Here is a 24,909-nt window from a genome sequence, read left to right as displayed (position 1 = left end):
AAAACCCCTTCAATCAAAAAAGAAGGGGTTTTTTGTTGCCAACATACTAACAACAGCCTAAACTTTTCCAAAAAAATAAAAGGATCGGTACGATGTTGGCGACAGCAAGAAGTGCATCTGTAATAGGCATAAACGCCTTTCCTGTCGATGTACAAGTAGATGTGTCCTCAGGCCTTCCTGGTTTTAATATAGTAGGACTCCCAGAAGGAGCGGTAAGGGAGAGCAGAGAACGCGTCAGGGCTGCAATAAAAAACTGCGGTTATATATTTCCAACCAAAAAACTAACCGTAAATCTTGCACCCGCCGACATAAAAAAGGAGGGGGCAGGCCTGGACCTCCCTATTGCAGCGGCCATTCTATGTGCGGTGGGCATAATCAAGCAAGAAAAATTAAACGAATTCGCAATCCTTGGCGAACTCTCTCTTGATGGAAATATCAGGCCTGCAAGGGGTATCTTGTCAATCTCTCTTGCGGCAAGATTTTGGGGGCTTTCAGGAGGACTGATAATACCCAAAGAAAACGCTGAAGAGGCCGCCATTGTTAAAGAAACAATGGTTTATCCAGTAAAACACCTATCAGAATTAGTGGAATTTCTTATTGGCAATCTCGACATCAAACCCAAAAAAATTGATCATAAAAAATTGTCTTTGGACAAAGACAATAATCAGGAAGACTTCAGCGACGTGACAGGACAAGAACACGCCAAAAGGGCCCTTGAGGTAGCCGCTGCAGGTGGACACAACATCCTAATGGTAGGTCCGCCTGGTTCTGGAAAGACCATGCTTGCAAAGAGACTCCCATCCATACTTCCACCACTTTCTTTTGAAGAGGCGCTTGAAACAACAGCCGTCTATAGTGTTGCAGGGCTCCTCCCTCCCGGAACCCCCCTTGTCTCAACCAGACCATTTTGTACACCCCATCATTCCATTTCAGATGCAGGACTTATAGGTGGTGGCGCCATTCCCAAACCAGGACAAATCAGCCTGGCCCACAACGGCGTCCTTTTTCTTGATGAATTGCCCGAGTTTCAGAAAAATGTGCTCGAGGGTATGAGGCAGCCGATTGAAGATGGGATAGTAACGATAGCCAGGGTTAATATGACAATCACCTTTCCAGCCCGCATAACCCTTGTTGCAGCCCAAAATCCATGTCCATGCGGTCATTTGGGTGATCCAAAGATAAACTGCTCTTGCACTCCACAACAAATAGCTCGTTACAAAAACAAGGTGTCTGGACCACTTATGGATAGAATAGATATTCATATAGAGGTACCGGCCGTTCCCTATTCAGAACTTATCAAATCAAGGCGTGGAGAGGACTCAAAAACCATAAGGGATAGGGTTGTTGCAGCCAGAGATATACAAAAAAGACGTTTTGAAGGACTTGAAATCTACTGTAACGCACAGATGTCGTCAAAAGAGATGAGAAAATTTTGTGTACTTGATGGACAATGCAAGGATTTTTTGGTTAGTGCACTGCAGAAACTTGGATTTAGTGCAAGGGCCTATCATAGAATTATAAAAGTCTCCAGGACAATAGCCGACCTGGAAGGTGCCAAAGAAATATCCATAAAACACCTGGCTGAGGCCATACAATACAGGACTTTTGACAGAAAAGTGTTGTAGTATAATGTCAAAACCAATTTTGCTTGGAACAATTCATCTTGACAGGGCCGGGGAATATGAGTCGCTACAGTTAATGCTCGAAAGGATAAGGCCAGAGATTATAGCGGTTGAAATAAGCCCATTTTCAGTCCGTTATAGACAAAAAAATCAAAAAAAATGGTTAACCATTTTTAACAAAAGGATATCATCGCTCACAGAAAAAGAAGGGATGCATTCTGGGTTGGAGTTATTAAAACTACAAATCACTACACCCTTTGAATGGGAAGTTGCAAATATCTATGGAAAAAATAATAATATTCCTGTTATCGCAATAGATTGCGGCGATATTGCAAAAAAAGATATGCCTTATTGGGAGAAAACTCTTTTATCGCTAAAAAACATCTCAAATATCTTAAAATTGCAATCGGTTGATATTGATGATTATTTTGAAAGGCACCATCAATACGCACTAAATTTTATTTCAAGGCCTATGTATATACCAGAGGTCATAAACCCTCTTCGATGGCTAAATGACGAAACTTGGTCAAAAAGAGAGGCACTACTTGAAACAAAAATGAGGAGGATTTTAAAAACAAATAAAAAATCTTTATATATAGGCGGATGGATGCATATTGTTATGGGTTCACCATACAAGACCTTGGCGGAAAGATTATCTGATCTTAATCCGGAGTGTATTCTTTTAAAGAGAAGAAATAAAAAATCTTGAAGGAGCTAGATAATAATGTTAGACATAAAATTCATTCGTTCAAATATCAACTTAATAAAAAAAAGCTTAAAAGATAGAAACTATAACTTAAATATAGATGAATTGCTTGATATAGATTCACAAAGAAGAGAAATTATCCATAAAGTAGAAGAATTAAAAAACCAAAGAAATATCCTATCTGAACAGATAGGCCTTTTAAAAAAAGAAGAAAAAGATACTGATTCACTTACATCTAAAGTAAGACAGATTGGATTAAAGATTAAAGAATTAGATTCCATTCTTGCAAAAAAAGAAGAAAGATACAAAGATATTCTCTTGGCAATACCAAACATTCCGCATAAAACTGTACCTATTGGGAAAGATAATTCTGAAAATGTTGTAGTAAAAAAATGGGGAGAATTACCTGTTTTTAACTTCAAACCCCTTCCACATTGGGATATTGGAGAGCATATTGGAATACTTGATTTTAACAGGGCCGCTAAGATAACAGGGACAAGGTTTTGTTTATATTGTGGAAATGGGGCAAGATTGGAAAGAGCGCTCATAAATTTTATGCTCGATCTACATCAAACAAGACATGGATATAAAGAAGTTCTGCCGCCATTTATTGTAAATCAAGATTCGCTTGTAGGGACCGGACAGCTTCCCAGGTTTAAAGAAGATCTTTTTAAACTCGAGGGAAATAATTACTATCTTATACCAACAGCCGAGGTACCTGTAACAAATATTCACAGAGATGAAATAATCAACGAAGATGACTTACCAATCAAATATGTTGCATATACACCATGTTTTCGCTCTGAGGCTGGCTCATATGGCAAAGATACACGTGGGATAGTGCGCCAACACCAATTTAATAAGGTAGAGCTTGTAAAATTCTCAAAACCTGAAACATCATATAATGAGCTCGAAGAGCTTCTCTTTGATGCTGAAACTGTGTTGCAGCTCCTTGAAATTCCATACAGAGTGGTGCTGTTATGTACGGGTGATATGGGTTTTTCATCTGCAAAAACATATGACATCGAGGTTTGGTTACCTGGACAAAATCGTTTTTGTGAAATCTCTTCGTGTAGCAATTTTGAAGACTTTCAAGCAAGGCGGGCAAACATACGCTATCGTCCAAAAGGGCAGACAAAAACTTGTTTTGTTCATACATTAAACGGTTCAGGGCTAGCTATAGGGAGAACTGTTGCAGCAATTATAGAAAATTACCAATTGCCGGATGGTAGTTTTATGGTCCCCAAGGTATTAAAATCATATATAGGTGGAATTGAAAAGATAACTGGGCCATAAAGACCAAAACAAGAAATCAAGGACTATTTTTTGATAAAACTATTTTTTTTATTTCATAAAAATGTTTCACGTGAAACATGGCTTCAAGTTTTTCATTTTTATAAGCTATAAAAGATATACCGGCATCTCGTGCAGCCTGTTCATCCAAGATAGAATCACCGACAAATACTGTCTTTTTATGCTCGATGCCAAGCTTGTCTATTATTTTTAAGATACCTTGGGGATGGGGTTTTGGAAAATCTACATCAAGGGCGGTCATTATAGAATCAAACAATCGATCAAAACCAAACATCTTGACTAACTTAGGCATGGTTGTTGTTCTGTTCGTAAAGATGGCAGTCAAAACCGGTGGTCTTATATCTTTTAAGATCTCAACGACATCCGGTTCGATCTTTAAAAAAGGTAAGTAATCTAAATAATCCAGTTTTTTGATAAGTTCTAGTGCGTTATTATATAATTCTTTATTATTCCTAAATAAATACAAAATCGATTGCTCGGCCGTATGAGTATGTACATAATCTAATTCGTCTTTATTTATTGAACCAAGCCCCAATTTTACCAAAATATCATTATAATATCTATAATTTGCCTCTTTTGAATCAACAAGAACTCCATCGCAATCAAATATAACGAGATCAAAATTTTTCATATTATATCAGATATCAAAGACGATTTATAAGATTTTTAAGCCGAAAACCCTTTAATGATGTCTGAGTAATATCAAGTCCCTTTGCCTGAACCATTACTTTGTGCGACATCCCCATCCCTTGAGGCATTATAAGGGTCTTAATTTCTGCCAATTGCGGTGAAAAAGGTTTTATTTTGGTACCTATTTTTTCATAAACAACCTCTTCAAAATCTAATCCGCCTAAAAATGCCCATTGTGGTGTATATCCAATAGTATAAAAACCCATTTCCATACCCCATCTGGAAAGATCTGAAAAGTTGATATGGGCGGTTAAGTCCTGCTCACCAGGTCTTATAAGTAGCTCTTCAGAGACCTTTTGATCTTTATAAGCCAAAAGCGTACCCCTATTTCTTGTTGGATTGAAATATTCTTTGGAAGTATAACCGTAATCAATTGTCATCAAAAAACCTTTTAACATCTTCTTGGATATATCCTTAATCCAAGTTTTTATATCAAGATTTATTTCTGTCCTGTAATGATCTGCGAGATTGTTTGGTAATAATTTGACATATAATTTCAAATCTTGGGAACTCAATTTGCCAAGACATTCAATAAAACCGCGATTATGATCAAAATCTATATATATTTCCTTAAAAACCCCCGATTCTTTTTGAACGACATGAACAGGAAAGGCGTCTAAAAGCTCGTTTGAAATAAAACAATATACCCCAAGATCTAATTCATTTATAGAATTTATCCATCTTATACTATCAAATTGGTCTCTAAGATTTTTTTTCTGGATAAAAATATTTTTTGGATAGGGTTCAATTATTATATATGTTATCTTTTTAAAAAGATATTCCTTTTTAAGTTCAGATAGGATGTCAAGGGCCAAATAACCCGACCCAGCACCCATTTCTACAATAAAAAAGGTGTCGGTCTTTAATATTTGATAAAATTCCAGTAACTGCCTTGAAAGTAATGCACCAAAAATATGACCAGTATGTGGACTTGTTATATAATCTCCTGAAGCACCGATAGGGAAATAGGTATTAGTATAATATCCAAATTCAGGATCATAAAGACACATCTTCATAAATTCAAAAAATGTTATAGGACCTTCTTTAAGGATTTTTTGTTGTATTTTGTTGAATAACATATTGGATTAAAGTATTATTTTGTGTTATATTAATTTGCTTAAAATAATCAAAATTAATCGATCAAATTGTAAGTATTATTAAATCATTTTTTTAAAAAGAAAACTCCAAAAATTGAACTTATTTGACTTTATCAACAATAATTAATTTAAAAAATTTTTTTAATTTTAATTAGTTATTTATTTTTTAACAAAATAAACAAACTTAATTATATATTTTTAATATAAGAAAAGGAATAAAAAATTATGTTAAAATTAATTGTTAAAAAAAATAATTTACTCAATCCATTATATAACACACAAAGTATAGTAGATAAAAAAACAACGATGAATATTATTAATAATGTATTAATCTATAGTAAAAACAATGAACTGTTTATTGAAGCAACAGATTTAGAATTAAGTTATAAAAATAAAATTTTATGTTCTGTTATAGAAGAGGGTTCTATAACAGTTAATGCAAAAAAATTTTATGAGATAGTAAAAGAATTTCCAGATGAAGAAATAAATATTGAAGAATTACCCAATCTTTGGTTAAAGATATCAAGTTTAGATAAAATTGAATATAAAATTGCAGGATTGCCAGCAGAAGATTTTCCAAAATTTAAATATATAAATACCGAAAACTCTATAACAATAGAAACGTCTTTATTAAAGGAAATGATAGAAAAAACCATTTTTTCTACATCGCTTGATGACAAAAAAATTAATTTATCAGGTATATATTTAGAACAATTTAAACAAAATAATAAAAATATATTAAGAATGGTAAGTTCAGATGGACATAGATTAAGTTTAATAGATAAATATATAGATGATGATGTTGATTTAAATATTGAATCAGGGATAATTATTCCAAGAAAGGGTGCACAAGAAATAAAAAAAATAACAGAAAATCATAATACAATTTCTTTAGGAATTGATGAAAAGTTCTGTTTTGTAAAAGCAGATAATGAATATCTTGCTATAAGATTAATTGATGCTAAATTTCCAAATTATAAATCAATAATACCACAACAAAATATAAATACAATAATTATAGATAAAGATTATTTCTTTAACGTATTAAAAAGAGTAATTATATTATCATCTGATTCAGAATTTAATGCAGTCAAATTTTCAGTTTATAATTCAAAAATGAAAATAGAATCAATAGTTAAAGAAATTGGCGAAGTATATGAATTTTTAGACATAGAATATAATAATGAGCCTTTTGAAATTGCATTAAATGCAAAATTTTTAATGACTTTGTTAATGGTAATGAAATCAAAAAAAATAAAGTTAATCATTAATACCCCAGAATCTCCGTGTATTATAAAAGGAGATGATGATGAAGGTTTTTTAAGTTTAATTATGCCAATGTCTATTGTCTAATAGTCATTAGTGAGGATTGATTTAATATATGGATATAAATAATATTCAAAATCAATATAATGCTAATCAAATAAAAGTTTTGGCAGGCCTTTCAGCGGTTAGAAAACGTCCTGCGATGTATATAGGAAATACGGGAATAGAAGGACTTCATCATTTAATATATGAGGTTGTAGATAATAGCATTGATGAAGCATTAGCTGGTTATTGTAATTTGATAAAGGTTATAATACATGAAGATGGAATGGTAACTATAGAAGATAATGGTAGAGGAATACCTGTGGATATTCATCCAACAGAAGGTATTTCAGCATTGGAATTGGTAATGACAAGATTACATGCTGGAGGTAAATTTGATCATCAAACCTATAAAGTTTCAGGTGGACTTCATGGGGTTGGTATTTCTGTTGTAAATGCATTATCGGAATACTTAAATGTTGAAGTCTATAGAAATAATAAAATATATTCACAAAATTATTGCAAAGGAAATCCAATTAATCCTATAAAAATTATTGGGGAAACAAAAAAACAGGGAACAAAAATAACATTTAAACCCGATAAAGAAATATTTGAAACAACTGAATTTCAATTTGATATTCTACAAGCTAGAATGAGAGAATTAGCTTTTTTAAATCCAGCAATAACTATAGAATTAAAAGATGAAAAAAACGATATTTCTGTAAACTATCATTTTGAAGGAGGAATTGTAGAATTTGTTGAATATTTAAATAATAATAAAGAATTGGTAAATGAAAAGCCAATTTATATAATAGGAGAAAAAGATTTAATTCAAATTGAAATAGCTTTTCAATATAACACTGGCTATTCAGAAAAACTTTTAAGTTACGTAAATAATATACGTACAAAAGATGGTGGTACACATGTAGCTGGTTTTAGATTAGCATTGACAAAATGTATTAATAAATATGCTAATGAAGATATTATACCTAAAAAACTTAAGGAAAAAATGGAAGGTGATGATTTAAGAGAAGGTCTTACTTGTGTAATATCTGTAAAAGTACCAAATCCACAATTTGAAGGTCAAACAAAAACAAAATTAGGCAATACCGAAGTTAGGTCTATTGTTGCATCTGTTGCATATGAAGGTATATCAACATTTTTTGAAGAAAATCCTGTAGTATCCAAAAAAATATTGGCAAAGGTTGTGGATGCAGCTCGTGCAAGAGAGGCTGCTAAAAAGGCAAGAGAACTTGCCAGAAAGGTAAGTTTAGGGCAAGACATGTCTATGGCTGGTAAGCTTGCCGAGTGTCAAGAAAAAGATCCTGCTCGAAGAGAAATATTTTTAGTAGAAGGAGATTCGGCGGGAGGAAGTGCAAAACAAGGTAGAGATAGACAATTTCAGGCGATATTACCCTTAAAAGGTAAGATAATGAATGTGGAAAAGGCAAGATTTGACAAGATGTTATCAAGTGAGGAAATAAAAAATCTCATATCTTCACTTGGAGCTGGTATCGGCATGGACGAATTTGATATTAATAGATTAAGATATCATAAAGTAATTATTATGACCGATGCCGACGTAGATGGTGCTCACATAAGAACACTACTATTAACTTTTTTTTATCGCCAAATGATTTCTCTTATTGAAAATGGCATGTTGTATATAGCCCAGCCGCCACTTTATAGAGTATCCTTTGGAAAAGGAAAGGAGATATTTCTTAAAGACGAGGAAGACCTTAATAATTTTCTTTTCAAAAGGATATCAAAAGAGATATCTATTAGACCGAAGGGTTGGGATTCTTCTTATAAAGAAGAAAAACTTAGACAGCTTTTATTCGATTTGTCTAGTTATAGTAAAACATTAGAAGATATGGCAAAAAAGGGCTGTTGGAAGGAGTTATGTCAAGATATACTTGAACTGGGGCTGGAAACAGAACATCAATTTGAAGATATAGAATTTGTAAAAAAACTTGCCGAAGGACTCAAAAAAAGGGGTTATAAAGTCGGCCCTGTAACACCATCCAACTCAGTGCCTTTTAGTTATGAAATTAGCATTGGTATGGATGAATTGGCTTATCTTGAAACAACAATCGGTCCAGATTTTGCAAAAATGCCAGAATTTCACAGAATTTTAAGGATATATAAGATTATTTCGCCTATAATCAAAAACGGTTGTGAGATATTGGTGTCGGAAGGAATAGAAGATGATGGTGTCAACAAGTATTTCAGTGATGTTCATGAAATATTGATGTATATAAAGACGCTCAGTATGAAGGGTCTTACCATCCAGAGATACAAGGGGCTTGGCGAAATGAATCCGGACCAGCTCTGGGAAACTACTATGAATCCTGAAAAACGCACCCTTCTTCAGGTAACCATAAAAGATATTGGTGAAGCCGAAAGGTTGTTCACTACATTAATGGGTGAAAAAATCGAACCAAGACGCGAGTTTATACAAACACATGCCCTTGAAGCGAATGATCTTGATATATAATAAGAGTACGGATTAATATTGAATTAGAGGAATAATATTGATTGTTTGTGGGCCTATCTAAGGGCAGAGGGGTGGTGCTATGTCGAAGACAGACAAAGAAAAAAGAAGGTCTCAGCGCTTACCTTTACACATAGAAATAAATTTTTCGGACGGCAAGAGGTTTTATTCCGAGTTTGTAATGGATGTCAGTATGGGTGGTTTACAGGTGGAAACGACCATTCCTTGCAATAAAGACGATATATTAACACTTACTCTTGGTGAGTTTCCCCCGCTTAAGGTAAAAGGCGTTGTGCGCTGGATTAAAAGGGATGGTTTTAAGTACAGAATGGGACTAGAATTTTGCGATCTTACCACTGAACAAGAAAAGCGTTTGAGAGAGATGATATCAAACCTGTTTTGGAAGCAAGTAAAGGTATAAATATTTATGTCTTGTTATATAGATCTCACAATTTTTGGTGAGGGCTTGACAAACGATTTTATTGCTGTTAACTAATGAATTTTTCACACTAAAAAATAAGGATTCTTCATCCACACATACCCGATTGGTACAAATCCAAACAAACCGAATAAATCATCCACAGGATTAAGAATCAAAATTGATTTTTTTGTAGGTATTTTATTCTGGCAGGTGATTTTATTCTGATGTGGCGCCGGACGGTGTGTGGTTGTATGTTTCAGATGAATCATTTTTTGGAGTAGAAACGAGATGAAAAAAGACCCTAGACTTTTAAGAAACATAGGCATTAGTGCCCATATAGATGCGGGCAAAACCACTCTTACAGAACGTATTTTATACTATACCAGAAGAATACACGCGATACATGACGTGAGAGGTAAAGACGGTGTAGGTGCCACCATGGACTTTATGGAGCTTGAAAAAGAAAGGGGTATAACCATTACCTCTGCGGCCACATATTGCGAATGGAAAGGACACGAGATCAATATCATCGATACGCCTGGCCATGTCGATTTTACTATAGAGGTAGAAAGGGCTCTGAGGGTACTTGATGGTGCAATCCTTGTGCTTTGTTCTGTTGGTGGTGTGCAATCTCAATCTATTACAGTCGATCGTCAAATGGCGCGTTATAAAGTACCTTGTCTGGCATTTGTAAATAAATGCGATAGAAGTGGCGGCAATCCCCTCCGGGTGGTTGATCAGCTCAAAGAAAAACTCGGTCATAACGCAATCGCCATGCAGATACCTATAGGGGCAGAGGCTGGTTTTGAAGGTGTGGTCGACCTTGTGTCTATGAAGGCCTTATATTTTGATGGTGCAAACGGTGAGATGGTAAGAATAGAAGATATTCCAGCTTCCTTAAGGGCCGAGGCCGAGACAAAAAGAGAGGTATTGATTGATGCGGCATCCATGTTTTCTGATGAGCTCATGGAGGCCGCAATTGAAGGCCATGTAACAGAAGACATGATAAGGGACGCCGTGAGGCGCGGTACCCTTCAAAGAAAGATTACCCCTGTATTTATGGGGTCGGCCTATAAAAACAAAGGGGTTCAACCCCTTTTGGATGCGGTTACTTATTATCTACCCAGCCCGGCCGAGGTGGAAAATGTTGCTCTTGATATGTCTAGGGATGAAGCCCCTGTCATCTTGGAATCTGACCAGGAAAAGCCACTGGTGGCCCTCGCCTTTAAGCTCGAGGAGGGTAGGTATGGCCAGCTTACATATATCAGGGTGTATCAGGGCACCCTTTCAAGGGGCGATATGATTATGAATTCCAGGACGGGTCGCAAGGTAAAGGTTGGCAGAGTGGTGCGTATGCATGCCGATCAAATGGAAGACATAGATTCCATTCCTGCAGGTTATATAGGCGCACTTTTTGGTATAGATTGTGCCTCTGGAGACACCTTTACCTCACCCGATATAAACTATACTATGACCTCTATGAACATACCGGAACCTGTTATTTCCCTTGCTATAGCCGCAAAAGACAGCAAGGCCCAAGCGAATCTATCCAAGGCCTTGGCTAGATTCACAAAAGAAGACCCCACTTTTAAGGCGTATATAAATCACGAAACTGGTGACACTATTATATCTGGTATGGGCGAACTACATCTTGAAGTCTATATAGAACGTATGCGCCGTGAGTATGGAGCCGATGTCACCACTGGAATGCCACAGGTCGCCTATAGAGAAACCATTACCCAACGCGGAGATTTTAATTATACACACAAGAAACAAACAGGTGGTGCAGGTCAATATGGCCGAGTGGCCGGTTATATGGAACCTACAGAAGATGGCGAGGAGTTTGTTTTTGACAACCAGATAGTGGGTGGCGCCATTCCTACCGAATTTATATCTTCATGTGAAAAGGGTTTTAGGGCCGGTATGGAAAAGGGTCCGCTCCTAGGTTTCCCTGTGACTGGAGTTAGGGTGGTTATAAACGATGGTCAATCCCACTCGGTCGATTCGTCCGATATGGCCTTTCAGGCCGCCGCAAAAGGTGCGTTCAAAGAGGGATATATGAAGGCAAAACCTGTAATCCTGGAACCTATAATGAAGGTTGTTGTTGAGACACCGACTGAATTTCAGGGTGCGGTCATGGGTTCCTTAAACCAGAGAAGGGGAATAATACTTGGAACCCAAGATGAGGGCGATATGTGCATCATTGAGGCCGAGGTGCCCCTTGCCGAGATGTTTGGTTATTCCACAATTTTGAGATCGGCTACACAAGGTAAGGCACAATTCACCATGGAATTTTCAACCTATCGCCAGGTGCCGAGGAATATAGCTGAGGAACTCATGAAAAAGGCCGCTGAACAGAAGAAGAAGGCCGCTTAGAATGGTGTGTGCGAATATTATTTATCTAAACAAGAGGTCTGTCGCGATGCTTAAAAAGGACTTGATCATTAGGAACCCATTGAGACTTCTAGGGGAGAGCACAGGACAGATGCTTACAGAAGGCTGGTTCGGTGCAGTGTTGGCAAGGGCTGGTGTAGGTAAGACCTCGTTTCTTGTTCAGCTTGCGCTTGATAGTCTTCTCGGGGGGAAAAATGTCCTTCATATAAGCCTGGGGCAACCTGTAAAAAAGGTCTGTTTGTGGTATGAAGAGGTATTTCGCAACATAAGCCGTGAGTATCAATTGGAGAATAACAATGAGTTATGGGAAGAGATATTACCTCATCGTTTTATCATGACATTTAATGCCGAACGTTTCAAGGTACCGCGCCTCGAGGAGAGGTTGGCCGATCTTATTGAACAGGGTATATTCTTTCCCCAGGTGGTATTGATAGATGGGTTGCTTTTTGATGATGCGACAAGGGATGTTTTGAGTGAACTGAAATTGGTCGCCAGGGATCATCATTTTCCGGTTTGGTTTGCTGTCAAGACGCATGGAGATGACGAAATTGAACCTGACGGCATCCCGCTGTCTGTCGCCCACACATCAGATCTCTTTGATATCATGATACAGCTTACGTCAAGGGGCAAAGGTGTTCATGTGGAACTTCTTAAGGGCAAAAAGGGTAGGATGGATACACATCTAATTCTGGATCCTGCAACATTTCTCATAAAACAGTCATGAAGTGAACCATTCCATTCTTACAGTAAGTGGGCTGGATATAGAGCTAAAAAGGAGCGGGTGTTTCGTGCCATTGGTGCGGAACACCTCTTTTTTTGTTGGGAGCAGCGAGTCTGTTTGTCTTGTTGGTGAATCAGGAAGTGGCAAGACGGTGACAGCTCTTGCCATTATGGGGCTTTTGCCATTATCTTTTCGAATAAAATCAGGCTCGATCTTATTTGATGGGATTGAGCTTGCACGCCTGGATCAGAATAAATTAAACAGGATTCGTGGGAGGCGTCTGTCTATGGTTTTTCAAGAGCCAATGACCGCACTTAATCCTGTATTTACCATAGGATCACAGATAAAAGAAGGCATAGCCGCCCATGAAAGGCTCACCTCAAAGGAGTTGAACCGCCGGACGCTCGATATACTGGAACGGGTTGGGATGCCAGATCCCCAAACGGCGTTCAATGCCTACCCTCACGAACTCTCCGGGGGGTTGAGGCAGAGGGCGATGATCGCTATGGCGCTTTCTTGCCATCCTGATATGTTGATTGCCGATGAGCCAACCACTGCCCTGGATGTGTCGTTGCAGGCCCACATCCTTGGTCTGCTCTCGGAGTTGAGGCGTGGCTCAGGCCTTGCCCTTCTGTTTATAACCCACAACCTTGGGGTCGTGGCTCAGGTTGCAGAGCGGGTGATTATTGTGTATGCAGGAAAGATTGTGGAAGAGGCCGGGGTTTTTGACCTGTTTGACTCGCCGCTACATCCTTATACAAAAGGACTCCTGGAATCCATTCCTTATTTTAAAGATGGTAGTGGTGGGGTTGATAGAGAAAGGCGGCTAAAATCCATTCCCGGCAATATCCCACCACTTGAAGCCATACCCCATGGATGTCCGTTCCAAGACAGGTGCGGCGAGGTGATGGATGTCTGCAGGAGGATCGAGCCCACAGAGGTAAGCACTGGGAGGGCCCACAAAGTGGCATGTCATCTCTACGGATAGCTATAGTTCATGACTGGCTTGTTTCAAGAGGCGGGGCGGAAAGGGTCCTTGAGGAGCTTTTGCGCTGTTATTCTGATGCAGACCTCTTTACCTTGGTGGACCAGCTTCCTAATAAGGAGCGAGATTTTATCCAACAAAGATCTGTTACCACCCATTTTATAAACCGTCTGCCGTTTGTAAGGGTCTATTACCGTAAACTTTTGCCCTTTATGCCCTTTGCTGTCGAACAGTTTGACCTCAGCCGGTATGATATTGTTATCTCAAGCTCCCATGCAGTGGCAAAGGGTGTTATCACAGGCCCTAATCAACTTCACATTTCATATTGTTATTCCCCTATGCGTTACGCCTGGGATATGTGGCATCAATATCTTGAGACATCTGGCTTTAAATGGCCCCTATCCCCCATCGCCGGATGGTTTCTGCATAAGATCAGGTTATGGGATGTGTGCGCAGCGAACCGGGTGGATCGATTCATTGCCATATCACATTTCATAAAAAGGCGTATCCAGAAGACGTACCGCAGGGATGCGACGGTGATTTATCCGCCGGTTAATGTGGATGCCTTTTTGCTGAGCGGACAAAGGCAAAAGGAGGGGTTTTATCTCACAGCATCGCGTCTTGTGCCATATAAGAGGGTGGATTTGATTGTCGAGGCATTTTCCGAACTCAGGGACAGAGAGCTTGTGGTAATTGGAGATGGGCCTGAGGCGGCCAGAATCAGGGCAAAAGCCGGCCACAATATAAAGTTTCTTGGCTGGGTGGACCAAGCGGTATTGATTGATTACATGCAGCGCGCCAGGGCCTTTGTCTTTGCCGCCCAAGAGGACTTTGGTATCGTGCCTCTGGAGGCCCAGGCCTGTGGAACACCTGTCATAGCCTTTGGAAGGGGCGGGGTGCGTGAGACCATAAATGGGCTTGACAGCCCAAACCCGACAGGCGTATTTTTTGATGCCCAGGACGCCGGTTCAATCCGTGACGCCGTAATGAGGTTTGAAAGGGAGTCATGCCACATAACCCCTGATGCCTGTAGGGCGAATGCTATGAGGTTTTCGTCCGGGCGTTTCAGGAGGGAATTTACCGCCTTTGTGGACGATGCCTGGATCGAGTTTAAAGGGCATTGGTAAATATATGGCATTGCTTACATGGGTTGGTGGTTTTGTCGGACATTTGTCATGGAGAGGCTTGACCACATCCTAAGCTACTCCCCATTGTCAAGACAAAAAATCGAGGGGTATTTAGTGGATCAGGCAGCCTGTCTTTGTTTTAAAGGCAGCCCCTTTTTATAAACCTCAGCCGGTGTTGCATAACCGAGGGATTGATGGAGCCGTTCATTATTATAAAAATCGAAATACCGTCTTAAGCCATCCCTGGCAGCCCTTACGTCCTGATAGTCGTTAAGATAAACCTCCTCATATTTAACACTCCTCCAGAGACGCTCAACAAATACATTGTCCAACGCCCTGCCCCGGCCATCCATGCTGACCCGTACCCCCAATGATTCAAGGCGTGAGGTAAAATCCATGCTTGTAAACTGGACACCCTGATCCGTATTGAATATCTCAGGCAAGGCTATCTTAAGGGCCAGATCAAGGGCGTTCATGCAAAACTCCTTGTCCAGCCCAGTCGATATCTCCCAACTCAGGACATACCGGCTGTACCAGTCAATAACAGCCACCAGATAAATAAAACCATGTCTAAGCCTTATGTATGTTATATCCGCGCTCCATACCTGATCAGGACGGATAATCGTTAACCCCCTCAAAAGATAGGGATATTTCTTATGCTCCTGATCGCTGACACTTAACCGAGGCTTGGGGTATATAGCCTCAAGGCCCATGAGCCGCATTAAACGCCGTGTCCGCTTCCCATTTATTCCATGGCCCTCTTTCCTTAACCACGCCGTCATCCTCGCTATCCCATAAAACGGCGTCTCTGTAAACTGCTCGTCTATAAGCCTCATAAGCTCAAGGTTATATCTGTCTTCTTCCCTCGCCTCGTAATAGTAAGACGCCCTTGATAGATCAAGCAAATCACATTGGCGACATACAGGTATCATGGAATGCCCCGGCTCTATCATGCCCCGCTTCTCGTTTAACTGAGCAGTCGAGACTTTTTTTTAAGCCACTCCAATTCCACACTGAGCTGCCCTATCTGCCGGTAAAGCTCGTCTTTAAGCCCCTCTCCCTCTTCCTCGGATTTTTTCCTCTTATCAGAAAAAAGCGTAGGGAGTCCCTCGATAAGATGCTTCTTCCATTGTCCTATCTGATTTGCGTGTACCCCATATTCACTTGAAAGCTGGGCGATGGTTTTTTCCTGTTTGACCGCTTCAAGCGCTACCCTGGCCTTAAAAACCGCATCGTGATTCCTGTGCAACCTGCTCATCCTGCCTAACCTCCTGAAGTCTCGGCAGGCTACTTTACCACTAAGTTACTCTGTCTAAAATTTGGGGAGTATTATATCCCCTACTATTTGCCATGATAAAACTCGGTAGCAATAGGGTCTGTTTAGTGAAGGAAGGGTTTGTCGGCGCTGTCTTGTGGGATTGCGGGTCAACATCCCATACATATCCAGACGATACTGGATGGTTGTGGCGCGCAATAGTGTATGGATGATGGATTGACGACCACCCTTCAAGCCTTGTGCTTTGGAATGGTTATCCCATGTTTTTTGATCTTATATCCTATTTGGCGCTGAGTGAGACCTAAGACCCTCGCAGCCTTGGCCTGTATCCAATTGTTTTGTCTGAGGGCCTCTTCAAGCTCGCGGCGCTCTATCTCGCACAAGGAAAGCGTCGTCTTCTGAATTTGTTGAATTTGTCTCGGCCCATCGTTCGTTTGTGTCTCAACAGCCTCTGTATTCGGGATCAATCCCGGCGTCCTCAGCATGAATGACGGGATGTCAGACGGCTGAATATAGTTTTCATCAGCCATTATCACCAGGCGCTCTATGAGGTTTTGAAGTTCCCGGACATTTCCTGGCCAGTCATAAGACATGAGTAGGTCCAGTACCTCTTTAGAAAGCCGCACATTGCGGTTGTTTTGTCTATTACTTTCCCGCAAGAAGTGCTCCGCTAGCAGTGGAATATCTTCTTTACGGTTTCTGAGCGGTGGGATGACGATTGGGATGACGTTAAGACGATAGTAGAGATCGGCCCTGAAGCTCCCATTGTCCACGGCCATATTGAGGTCTCTATTTGTGGCGGCTATCAACCTGATGTCTACTGTGATGGTTTGTGTTCCACCCAAGAGTTCGAACTGTTGTTCTTGCAATACCCTTAGGAGTTTTGCCTGCAATGAGAGTGGGAGTTCACCTATCTCGTCAAGGAAGAGGGTCCCGCCATCAGCCAGCTCGAAGCGCCCCTTTTTCCTTGCTGTGGCGCCGGTAAAGGCACCTTTTTCATGGCCAAAGAGCTCGCTTTCAAGTAAGGTCTCTGGCAGGGCTGCACAGTTCACCTTAATGAATGGCCGTTCATGTCTCGGGCTTGCCTGATGGATGGCCCTTGCGATCAGCTCTTTGCCCGTGCCCGATTCGCCAAGAATTAAGACTGTGGCCCTTGTGGGGGCCACTTTTTCTACGGCAAGAAGCACCTCATGCATGGCCTTCGAGCTGCCGACTATGTTGTGGCGGGCGTATCTCCCATGGAGTTCGGCGCGAAGCGAGCGATTTTCCTCCAGGAGGCTTTCCTCTTTTTTATGTATAGCCTGATGTAGGTTTAAAAACTGGGCGACAAGTGTAGCCACAACCGTCAGAAAACGGACGTCTTCTTCAAATGAGATCTCGGGCCCGAAGAGCCTGTCGACCGTAAGCACGCCTACGGGTTTGCCAGCCAGAATTATCGGGACCCCAATGAAGGAGAGTCTTTCCTTTGTGATGATGCGGTCCCTGGCCTTGGTCCTGTTTAGAAATAGTGGTTCTGCTTTTATGTCGGGTACCACAAACGGCGCGCAGGTGCGAAATACTTGCCCAGTTATCCCTTCGCCTAGGCCATAGACCCCTCTTTGCTCCTCTTCCTTTGTCAGGCCGTAGGATGCTTTGATTATTAGGCGTTCGCCGGTATGATCCAGCAGCACCAGGGTGGCTCGCTCCATATGCAGGGTATCGTGAAGCACCCGCAATATCTCCAAGAGCGTCTTGTCAAAAAATACCGCTGAGCCGATGAGAAGCGATATTTCATAGAGTGCCTGGATCTCGATGGCAAGGGTATCTGGATTGCTGTTATGGATAGTATCATCTTGTTTTTTAGGTACGGTAGTCTGCATTTATACGGACATATTCAACCGATAAGTCGGATGTGAGGACCCTAGCCTCGGCCTCTCCGAGGCCGAGGTCGAGCCTTATCTCATATTCTCGACCGGCCATGACCCCTTTCGCTGTAACCTCGGCCTCTTCCCCAATGCCCACACCACCCCTTACAATCTCAACCCCACCTATGGTAAGCGCAATTCGGTCTTGATCAAGGGCGAAGCCAGCCCTACCGGCAGCGGCCAATATCCTGCCCCAATTGGGATCGTTGCCGAAAAGGGCGGTCTTTACAAGGGGAGATGTGGCTATGGTCCTTGCTATCACATCCGCCTCTGCATGGTTTCTTGCCCCTTTCACAATAATGGTCACAAGCTTTGTTGCACCCTCGCCGTCGGCTACGATTAGGCGGGCTAGTTCCTGCATGAGGTCTTTTAATATCGCATTGAATGCGTCGCCCCAACGCCCATTTTCTATTGAATGATTCCCAGCTAGACCGTTTGCAAGGAAAAATACCGTGTCGTTTGTACTTGTGTCCCCATCTATAAGTATGCGATTGAAGCTTTCCTTGGTCGCCATGTTTAGGGTTTCGCGGGCAAAGGTCGGCGTAATGTCGGCATCTGTCAGGATGAATGCAAGCATGGTCGCTTGAGGAGGGGCAAGCATTGGGGCTATCATGCCGGCACCTTTCGCCATACCCGCAATCCTCACCTTCACCCCATCTATCTTGATGTCCCTCACGGCAGTTTTTTTCATACTGTCCGTCGTAAGTATGGCTTGGGCGACAAGATCAAGCCGATCTTCGTCGAGCCCATCTATCAGGGCGTGGATTGCATTTGTGATCCTGTCCATGGGCATTGGTTTCCCGATTACGCCTGTTGAAGATACCAGGATGTCTTCCGGATCGATATTGAGCGCCCGGCCGACAAGCAGCTTTGTGGTTTCTACATCTTGAAGGCCATTCAACCCTGTACATGCGTTTGCATTTCCGCTGTTTACCACGACGGCCCGCACGTAAGGGTTGCCTGTGGCCATACGTCTGATACCGGCGATGACCGGCGCTGCCTTTACTTCGTTCCGCGTAAAGACGGCAGCTGCAACCGCTGGCCTTTCAGAAAGGATCAGTCCGAGGTCAAGCCGCCCTTTGTGTTTTATCCCTGCCTCCACGGCCGAACCAAGAAATCCAGTTACCCGCATAATTAATTTTTATCCCTTCCGCAACATTTTTTGTATTTTTTCCCACTCCCGCAAGGGCATGGATCGTTCCTGCCAACCTTCTTTTCCTTTCGCCTTACTGTTACTGGCTTGTCATCACCTTGGTTGCGGCTGTATGAGAGTTCGGCCTGTTTTTTCTTGCGCTGTGCCTCAAGCTCCTCTACACGGACCTCTTCAACTGGCCTTACCCTGAGCAGGAGGCCTACGGTTTCCTCGCGGAAGGCCTGTATCATGGCCATGAACATATCATAGCCCTCTTTCCTGTATTCCTGGAGCGGGTCTTTCTGGCCGTACCCCCTAAGACCGATCCCTTCGCGCAGATAGTCCATGTTTAAGAGGTGGTCCTTCCAGCGGTTGTCGAGGGTCTGAAGCATGATGAAGCGCTCTATGTGCCCCATCTCTTCCGAACCAAATCGTTCGATTTGTTTTTCATAAGCCGCCTTGAGGGCAGAGGCTATCCTTTCCTCAAGGTTTTTTGTGTCGACAACTTGTCTTTCTTCCTGGGTAAGGCCGAGCTTTATGCCGAATTGGCCAGCGAGTCTCTCTTCTAGCGCAGACCACTCCCACTCGTCCGGAGGTATTTTTTCATTTGTATAGGTTTCGACCAGGGAGGATGCAATTTCTTCCATGAAATCGAGTATGTCATCCCTCAATTCCCGGCCCCCAAGTATCTGCCTCCTCTGACTGTAGATCACCTCCCGTTGCTTGTTCATCACATCGTCGTATTCGAGGAGGTGTTTTCTTATCTCAAAGTTATGGGCCTCAACCTTGCGTTGGGCGTTTTCTATGGCCTTTGTGAGCATAGGGTGTTCGATAGGTTCCCCTTCCTCCATGCCTAGTTTGTCCATAATGCTTGAGATGCGTTCGGCGCCGAATATGCGCAATAGATCATCTTCGAGCGACAGATAGAATCTGGACGAACCTGGGTCACCCTGCCGTCCGGAACGGCCTCGCAGCTGGTTGTCTATGCGTCTCGATTCATGGCGCTCGGTCCCGAGTATGTGCAGACCGCCGAGTTCCGCCACCCCTTGGCCAAGCACTATGTCGGTCCCCCGCCCGGCCATATTTGTGGCGATGGTAACGCGTCCCATCTCGCCGGCATGGGCCACTATTTCAGCTTCGCGCTCATGGTGTTTGGCGTTCAACACCTCGTGCGGTATGCCCATCTTTTTTAAGAGTTGCGAGAGTTGTTCGGATTTCTCGACACTGGTTGTTCCGACCAGTACTGGGCGCCCTTCCTCGTGGAGCCGTTTGATCTCTTTTGCGGCCGCAAGGAATTTTTCTCTCACGGTCTTAAACACCAGGTCAGAATAGTCCTGGCGGATCATTGGCTTGTGGGTGGGTATGACCACCACATCAAGCCTGTATATCTTATAAAACTCGGCGGCCTCGGTCTCGGCTGTACCTGTCATGCCCGCAAGTTTTTCATACATACGGAAATAGTTTTGGAAGGTGATGGATGCAAGGGTCTGGTTTTCGTTCTCGATCTTGACACCTTCCTTGGCCTCGAGGGCCTGATGAAGCCCGTCGCTGTACCGCCTGCCGGGCATTATGCGGCCGGTGAATTCATCTACAATGACAACCTGGCCATCTTTTACTATGTAGTCCTTGTCTATCTGAAACAGGGCGTGCGCCTTGAGCGCCTGCTCGACGTGATGGAGGATCTCTGTCTGCGCCGGGTCATAGAGGTTGTTGACGTGCAGGAGCTTTTCGCACTTGGCTATGCCTTCTTCGGTAAGGATCACGGAACGGGCCTTTTCATCTACTGTATAATGGACATCCCGTTTGAGAGACGGGATGATTTGATTGACCTTGTAGTAGAGATCTGTCGACTCCTCAGAGGGGCCGGAGATGATGAGCGGTGTTCTGGCCTCGTCTATCAGGATGCTGTCTACCTCATCCACAATGGCGTAATGGAAATCGCGCTGGACCATGTCTTCCAGTGAATATTTCATGTTGTCCCTGAGATAGTCGAAGCCGAATTCGTTGTTGGTGCCATAGGTTACGTCGGCCATATAGGCAGCCTTTCTCTGCGCATCGTCCATGTCGTGCACTATGACGCCCACATCGAGCCCAAGAAATCTATAGATGTTGCCCATCCATTCGGAGTCGCGTTTTGCCAGGTAGTCGTTTACAGTCACCACGTGGACGCCGCGACCTGTAAGGGCGTTCAGATATACAGGCATGACCGCGACCAGTGTTTTCCCTTCGCCTGTCTTCATCTCTGCGATCTTTCCCTGATGTAGGACAATGCCTCCTATAAGCTGGACATCATAAGGCCGTAGGCCGAGGACCCTCTTTGCAGCCTCGCGTACCACTGCGAATGCCTCTGGCAGGAGACTGTCCAGGGATTCACCGTTTTTGAGTCTTTCTTTGAATGCAGGGGTTTTCGCCTTGAGTTCGTCGTCTGAGAGTGCCGAGATCTCGCGTTCAAGCGAATTTATTTGCTCCACAATGGGCATGAGTCTTTTTATCTCGCGGTCGTGTTTGGTGCCGAAGACCTTGGTAAGTATCTTGTTTATCATTGTTATTCCTTTACAGTTCTATCAACAGCGCTGACTCGTCACAATCTGGAAATTTGGGACACCTCACACAATCCGCCCAGATCTTGTGGGGAAGAATCGTCTTGTCGACCGGCTTGAACCCAAGCTTTTCAAAAAAATCAGGCTGATATGTGAGTGTAAAGACATTGTGTATGCCAAGCGCCTTGGCCTCGGAGAGGCACTGCCTGACAAGTTCGCGTCCGATCCCGTGTTTTTGGTACTCTTCGTCGACCGCCAGCGATCTTACCTCGGCAAGGTCGTCCCATACGATGTGAAGGGCGGCGACGCCTTTGATTGTGCAGTCCTTGGCCTCGAACACGGTATAATCCCTGAGGTGGCTATACAACTCACTCAGAGATCGCGGAAGGAGTAGACTCTTTTCTGCAAAACGGGACAGTAGGGCATGAATCGCCTTTATATCGCCTATCTCAGCCTTTCGTATCATTTAATAATAAAAAGCCGTATTATTCCTTTACGAATATCACATAAGAGTCGATCCCGTCTTTGTCGTGGAGGGTCTTTGCGAAGGCCTTGGCCTCTTCCGGGGTCTTGAAACGACCCAGATACACCCTGTGGAGCGTTCCGTTGGGTGTGCCAGTATCCGTGACCTTGATCCGCGCCTTGTATCCCTTGGCATCGAGGCGCACAAGCTCCAGTTCGGCATTCTTTTTATCCTTGAAGGCCCCTATTTGAAGGGCGTAATATGCCCCCTCAGCTTCTTTTATACCTTTTCCATGGGTAGGTGCCGTGTTTTGCGGCTTGACAAGGGCTGTTTTCACACCAGTTTGAGCCGCCTTGTTTCGTTCATGTGACGTCTCGGCCGCGGCCTTTGTGTGACCATTAGGTCTTGTCGTGGTCTCGATCTTTTTGACCTCATACCCTTGTTTTGCGGCCTTTTCGGGCCGCCGCGTTTCGATCTCTTTAGCCTTTCCAGCCTCTTTAGCCCCTTCGCCGGCCGCTGCCTTTGTGGTGGGTCCGTTCTCCGCCTGGCCGGTTTGGGAAGAGGAGGCCGCCTCCGGTGTCGCGGCTGGTTGCTGCAGTTGTGCCGCGCCTTGAGGTTGACCCTTTTCGGATGCCTGCTGTAGATGTGCGGCTGCATTCAGCCCTTGTGCCTCTTTATTCGCCTGGAACGTTGTAGGCTGTTGTGTTTCAGGTCCGCCAGCTTCCCTGGCTTCCTGTTGTCCCTGCCCCTGCGGTGGCAGATTTTCATTTGCGCGTGCTGCAGGCTGGGCCTGAGCTGTCTGCTTCGGTTGTTGCGCCATAATCAGGGCGGCGTTTTTCTCAGCCACCTTTTTGCCACTCCAGAAGCCCAGTACGAACGCCCAAAGAAGCACACATATGGTGGATATGGCAACTGCAGCCAAACCGCCCCAGCTCAGCTGAAACTGTATCTTTTTCCCAGTCCTTTCTGTCCGCGCCATAATTGCAAATCCCCCTACATCTGTTTTGGGGCCGAGACCCCTATGAGACCCAAGGCCTTTTTCAACACCTGTCTTATAGTGTCAGCCAGGAGAAGCCTTGCGCACGTAAGATGCCTGTCCTCGCCTATGAATCTGTTTTTTGTATAATAATTGTGAAACAGTCCTGCAAGTTCTGTGAGATAGTAGCTGATCCTGTGTGGTTCAAGGGCTAATGCGCCTTCTTTGACCACCTGAGGGAATGCGTCGAGATGTTTCAGGATGTCCAGGTCTTCTTCGGATCCCAGGAGTTTTGGGTCAGCCTCGTCGAGACATGCTGGCCAAAGGCCGAGATCCTCTGCATTTTTAAGGATGCTTGACAATCTCGCATGGGCATATTGTACATAATAAACAGGATTTTCCTGTCCCTGTCTTTTAGCTAGTTCGAGGTCGAAATCCAGTTGGCTGTCTGATTTTCTTGTAAGAAATACAAACCTTGCTGCATCTCTACCTACCTCCTCAAGGACTTCTCTCAGTGTTACGAATTCACCCGACCTTGTGGACATTGACTTGGTCTTGCCGCCTTCGAGCAGACTCACAAACTGGACGAGCAGGACCCTTAACCTGTCTTCAGGATAGCCAAGGGCCATGATTGCTGCCTTTACTCTGGGCACATAGCCGTGATGATCCGCCCCCCAGATGTTGACAAGGAGATCATAACCTCTCTCGAGCTTGTGTAGGTGGTATGCCATATCCGCCGCAAAATAGGTAAGGACCCCGTTTGAACGTCTGACCACCCGGTCCTTTTCGTCGCCGAATGCAGTGGTTTTAAACCACAGTGCCCCATCCTCTTCATATATGTGTCCTGCCTGTTTCAGCTTTTCAATAGTCCTTTCCACAAGCCCTGAGTCATGTATGATCTTTTCGCTGAACCATGTATCAAAACTTACACCGAAGTCATCGAGATCCTTTTTGATGCCTGCCGAGATGTCGTCAACAGCTGTCTTTACAAAAAAAGGCAGGCAAGACTCCATGGGTTGATCAAGGAAATCCTTCCCTCTTGACGCGATAATTTTTTTTGCGATGTCGATGATATAATCCCCCTGATAATATTCCTTGGGGAAGAGGGCCTTTCGCCCTAGAAGTCCTTGATAGCGGAGATATACTGAGGCCCCAAGGGTATTCATTTGATTGCCCACGTCGTTTATGTAGTATTCCTTTTCCACATCGAATCCGGCGGCCTTCATGATCCTTGCGAGCGAATCGCCGACGGCCGCCCCTCTGCCGTGTCCGACATGTAGGGGCCCGGTCGGGTTTGCGCTTACAAATTCGACGAGCACCCTTTTACCCTCTCCGGCATTGGATTCACCAAAGGACTCCCCGGCCCTATGGATATCAAGGAGTCTTTTTTGCCACTGATCAGGTGAGATGAAAAAATTTATAAAACCAGGGCCAGCGACCTCAATTTTTTCAAAAAATAAGTCGCCTTCGAGCTCCTGTACAATAGCCGTGGCTATATCCCTTGGCTTGAGCTTCATGGAGGGCGCTACGGCCAGTGCCAGATTGCTTGCGAAGTCCCCGTACCCCCTTTCTTTGGGCCTTACCACTTGGTGTGAGGCCGGGACTGGGAGGGCGGGCAGTTTCTTTTTTGACTTCAAATTATCAAATGCGCTGATGAGCGCGGATAAGACCTTTTCGCGCATATTTTAGACCTTTGGTATTATGATAACTGTATAAAAATTTTATAATAGTTAATTTGA

At 43.3% G+C, this 24,909-nt stretch carries 19 protein-coding genes; 10 read left to right on the top strand and 9 right to left on the bottom strand.

The genetic code is table 11. The annotated features are described in order from the left end of the window. Positions 1 to 92 precede the first annotated feature (92 nt). The 3 genes from LGS26_RS02100 to serS are packed head-to-tail and all read left to right on the top strand — an operon-like array spanning position 93 to position 3,624. A complete protein-coding gene (locus LGS26_RS02100) occupies positions 93 to 1,625 on the top strand; it encodes a YifB family Mg chelatase-like AAA ATPase (protein ID WP_237889016.1) in 1,533 nt (510 codons plus the stop codon). 4 nt (positions 1,626 to 1,629) lie between these two features. Further along, a complete protein-coding gene (locus LGS26_RS02095; protein ID WP_237889015.1) occupies positions 1,630 to 2,331 on the top strand; it encodes a hypothetical protein in 702 nt (233 codons plus the stop codon). A gap of 15 nt (positions 2,332 to 2,346) precedes the next feature. Then, positions 2,347 to 3,624, top strand: coding sequence for a serine--tRNA ligase (gene serS, locus LGS26_RS02090; RefSeq protein WP_237889014.1), 1,278 nt, complete (start codon positions 2,347 to 2,349; stop codon positions 3,622 to 3,624). Between the two features lie 16 nt (positions 3,625 to 3,640). Here the strand turns inward: serS and LGS26_RS02085 are convergent, their stop codons facing one another. Continuing rightward, positions 3,641 to 4,273 (bottom strand): HAD family hydrolase, encoded by a 633-nt coding sequence (locus LGS26_RS02085; RefSeq protein WP_237889013.1) that lies wholly within the window; start codon positions 4,271 to 4,273, stop codon positions 3,641 to 3,643. A gap of 13 nt (positions 4,274 to 4,286) precedes the next feature. Beyond that, entirely contained in the window at positions 4,287 to 5,411 is a 1,125-nt protein-coding gene (locus tag LGS26_RS02080; protein ID WP_237889012.1) for a class I SAM-dependent methyltransferase, read from the bottom strand. Positions 5,412 to 5,654: 243 nt separating this feature from the next. On the opposite strand from LGS26_RS02080, the gene dnaN reads away from it, so the two are divergent. The 7 genes from dnaN (at position 5,655) to LGS26_RS02045 (ending at position 14,879) form a co-directional block, all read left to right on the top strand. After that, positions 5,655 to 6,782 (top strand): DNA polymerase III subunit beta, encoded by a 1,128-nt coding sequence (gene dnaN / locus LGS26_RS02075; RefSeq protein ID WP_237889011.1) that lies wholly within the window; start codon positions 5,655 to 5,657, stop codon positions 6,780 to 6,782. A gap of 28 nt (positions 6,783 to 6,810) precedes the next feature. After that, positions 6,811 to 9,234: a DNA topoisomerase (ATP-hydrolyzing) subunit B gene (gene gyrB / locus LGS26_RS02070; RefSeq protein ID WP_330873315.1), complete on the top strand. Its 2,424-nt coding sequence runs from the start codon at positions 6,811 to 6,813 to the stop codon at positions 9,232 to 9,234. Positions 9,235 to 9,313: 79 nt separating this feature from the next. Beyond that, positions 9,314 to 9,652, top strand: coding sequence for a PilZ domain-containing protein (locus tag LGS26_RS02065; protein ID WP_237889010.1), 339 nt, complete (start codon positions 9,314 to 9,316; stop codon positions 9,650 to 9,652). A 288-nt stretch (positions 9,653 to 9,940) separates the two neighbouring features. After that, a complete protein-coding gene (gene fusA / locus LGS26_RS02060; protein ID WP_237889009.1) occupies positions 9,941 to 12,028 on the top strand; it encodes an elongation factor G in 2,088 nt (695 codons plus the stop codon). A 1-nt stretch (position 12,029) separates the two neighbouring features. Next, entirely contained in the window at positions 12,030 to 12,770 is a 741-nt protein-coding gene (locus LGS26_RS02055) for a cytoplasmic protein (protein ID WP_237889008.1), read from the top strand. 1 nt (position 12,771) lies between these two features. Then, entirely contained in the window at positions 12,772 to 13,755 is a 984-nt protein-coding gene (locus LGS26_RS02050) for an ABC transporter ATP-binding protein (protein ID WP_237889007.1), read from the top strand. Then, positions 13,737 to 14,879 (top strand): glycosyltransferase family 4 protein, encoded by a 1,143-nt coding sequence (locus tag LGS26_RS02045; RefSeq protein ID WP_237889006.1) that lies wholly within the window; start codon positions 13,737 to 13,739, stop codon positions 14,877 to 14,879. The genes LGS26_RS02050 and LGS26_RS02045 overlap by 19 nt, the downstream gene beginning before the upstream one ends. Before the next feature lie 119 nt (positions 14,880 to 14,998). Here LGS26_RS02045 and LGS26_RS02040 read toward each other — a convergent pair. The 7 genes from LGS26_RS02040 to argS all read right to left on the bottom strand — a co-directional run bounded on the left by LGS26_RS02040 (position 14,999) and on the right by argS (position 24,852). Then, a protein-coding gene (locus LGS26_RS02040; RefSeq protein WP_237888795.1) for an IS3 family transposase occupies positions 14,999 to 16,137 on the bottom strand; the annotation gives its coding sequence in 2 pieces (ribosomal slippage) (positions 14,999 to 15,849 and positions 15,849 to 16,137; 1,140 coding nt in all). A gap of 248 nt (positions 16,138 to 16,385) precedes the next feature. Continuing rightward, on the bottom strand, positions 16,386 to 18,014 hold the full coding sequence (nifA, locus tag LGS26_RS02035) for a nif-specific transcriptional activator NifA (RefSeq protein WP_237889005.1): 1,629 nt from the start codon (positions 18,012 to 18,014) through the stop codon (positions 16,386 to 16,388). Next, on the bottom strand, positions 17,995 to 19,191 hold the full coding sequence (argJ, locus tag LGS26_RS02030; RefSeq protein WP_237889004.1) for a bifunctional glutamate N-acetyltransferase/amino-acid acetyltransferase ArgJ: 1,197 nt from the start codon (positions 19,189 to 19,191) through the stop codon (positions 17,995 to 17,997). Before argJ ends, nifA begins: the two co-directional genes overlap by 20 nt. Positions 19,192 to 19,193: 2 nt before the next feature. Beyond that, the gene (secA, locus tag LGS26_RS02025) at positions 19,194 to 21,734 is read right to left on the bottom strand and encodes a preprotein translocase subunit SecA (protein ID WP_237889003.1); all 2,541 of its coding nucleotides are present in this window, start codon (positions 21,732 to 21,734) and stop codon (positions 19,194 to 19,196) included. Positions 21,735 to 21,744: 10 nt separating this feature from the next. Next, positions 21,745 to 22,197 (bottom strand): N-acetyltransferase, encoded by a 453-nt coding sequence (locus LGS26_RS02020; protein WP_237889002.1) that lies wholly within the window; start codon positions 22,195 to 22,197, stop codon positions 21,745 to 21,747. 19 nt (positions 22,198 to 22,216) lie between these two features. Further along, the gene (locus LGS26_RS02015; protein WP_237889001.1) at positions 22,217 to 23,173 is read right to left on the bottom strand and encodes an SPOR domain-containing protein; all 957 of its coding nucleotides are present in this window, start codon (positions 23,171 to 23,173) and stop codon (positions 22,217 to 22,219) included. Between the two features lie 14 nt (positions 23,174 to 23,187). Beyond that, positions 23,188 to 24,852, bottom strand: a complete 1,665-nt coding sequence (gene argS, locus LGS26_RS02010) for an arginine--tRNA ligase (protein ID WP_237889000.1) — start codon at positions 24,850 to 24,852, stop codon at positions 23,188 to 23,190. Between the last annotated feature and the right edge of the window lie 57 nt (positions 24,853 to 24,909).

The sequence above is a fragment of the Dissulfurimicrobium hydrothermale genome, assembly GCF_022026155.1.
In the GTDB taxonomy this organism is placed as follows: domain Bacteria; phylum Desulfobacterota; class Dissulfuribacteria; order Dissulfuribacterales; family Sh68; genus Dissulfurimicrobium; species Dissulfurimicrobium hydrothermale.
This window is presented reverse-complemented; position numbering and strand designations above follow the sequence as displayed.

Excerpts from the sequence above, each read along its gene's own strand:
- LGS26_RS02085 (WP_237889013.1), bottom strand. The coding sequence starts at position 4,273 with ATGAAAAATTTTGATCTCGTTATATTTGATTGCGATGGAGTTCTTGTT.
- gyrB (WP_330873315.1), top strand. The coding sequence starts at position 6,811 with ATGGATATAAATAATATTCAAAATCAATATAATGCTAATCAAATAAAA.
- LGS26_RS02055 (WP_237889008.1), top strand. The coding sequence starts at position 12,030 with ATGGTGTGTGCGAATATTATTTATCTAAACAAGAGGTCTGTCGCGATG.
- LGS26_RS02015 (WP_237889001.1), bottom strand. The coding sequence starts at position 23,173 with ATGGCGCGGACAGAAAGGACTGGGAAAAAGATACAGTTTCAGCTGAGC.
- LGS26_RS02100 (WP_237889016.1), top strand. The coding sequence starts at position 93 with ATGTTGGCGACAGCAAGAAGTGCATCTGTAATAGGCATAAACGCCTTT.
- nifA (WP_237889005.1), bottom strand. The coding sequence starts at position 18,014 with ATGCAGACTACCGTACCTAAAAAACAAGATGATACTATCCATAACAGC.
- secA (WP_237889003.1), bottom strand. The coding sequence starts at position 21,734 with ATGATAAACAAGATACTTACCAAGGTCTTCGGCACCAAACACGACCGC.
- LGS26_RS02020 (WP_237889002.1), bottom strand. The coding sequence starts at position 22,197 with ATGATACGAAAGGCTGAGATAGGCGATATAAAGGCGATTCATGCCCTA.
- fusA (WP_237889009.1), top strand. The coding sequence starts at position 9,941 with ATGAAAAAAGACCCTAGACTTTTAAGAAACATAGGCATTAGTGCCCAT.
- LGS26_RS02080 (WP_237889012.1), bottom strand. The coding sequence starts at position 5,411 with ATGTTATTCAACAAAATACAACAAAAAATCCTTAAAGAAGGTCCTATA.
- LGS26_RS02045 (WP_237889006.1), top strand. The coding sequence starts at position 13,737 with ATGTCATCTCTACGGATAGCTATAGTTCATGACTGGCTTGTTTCAAGA.
- LGS26_RS02095 (WP_237889015.1), top strand. The coding sequence starts at position 1,630 with ATGTCAAAACCAATTTTGCTTGGAACAATTCATCTTGACAGGGCCGGG.
- argS (WP_237889000.1), bottom strand. The coding sequence starts at position 24,852 with ATGCGCGAAAAGGTCTTATCCGCGCTCATCAGCGCATTTGATAATTTG.
- serS (WP_237889014.1), top strand. The coding sequence starts at position 2,347 with ATGTTAGACATAAAATTCATTCGTTCAAATATCAACTTAATAAAAAAA.
- dnaN (WP_237889011.1), top strand. The coding sequence starts at position 5,655 with ATGTTAAAATTAATTGTTAAAAAAAATAATTTACTCAATCCATTATAT.
- LGS26_RS02065 (WP_237889010.1), top strand. The coding sequence starts at position 9,314 with ATGTCGAAGACAGACAAAGAAAAAAGAAGGTCTCAGCGCTTACCTTTA.
- argJ (WP_237889004.1), bottom strand. The coding sequence starts at position 19,191 with ATGCGGGTAACTGGATTTCTTGGTTCGGCCGTGGAGGCAGGGATAAAA.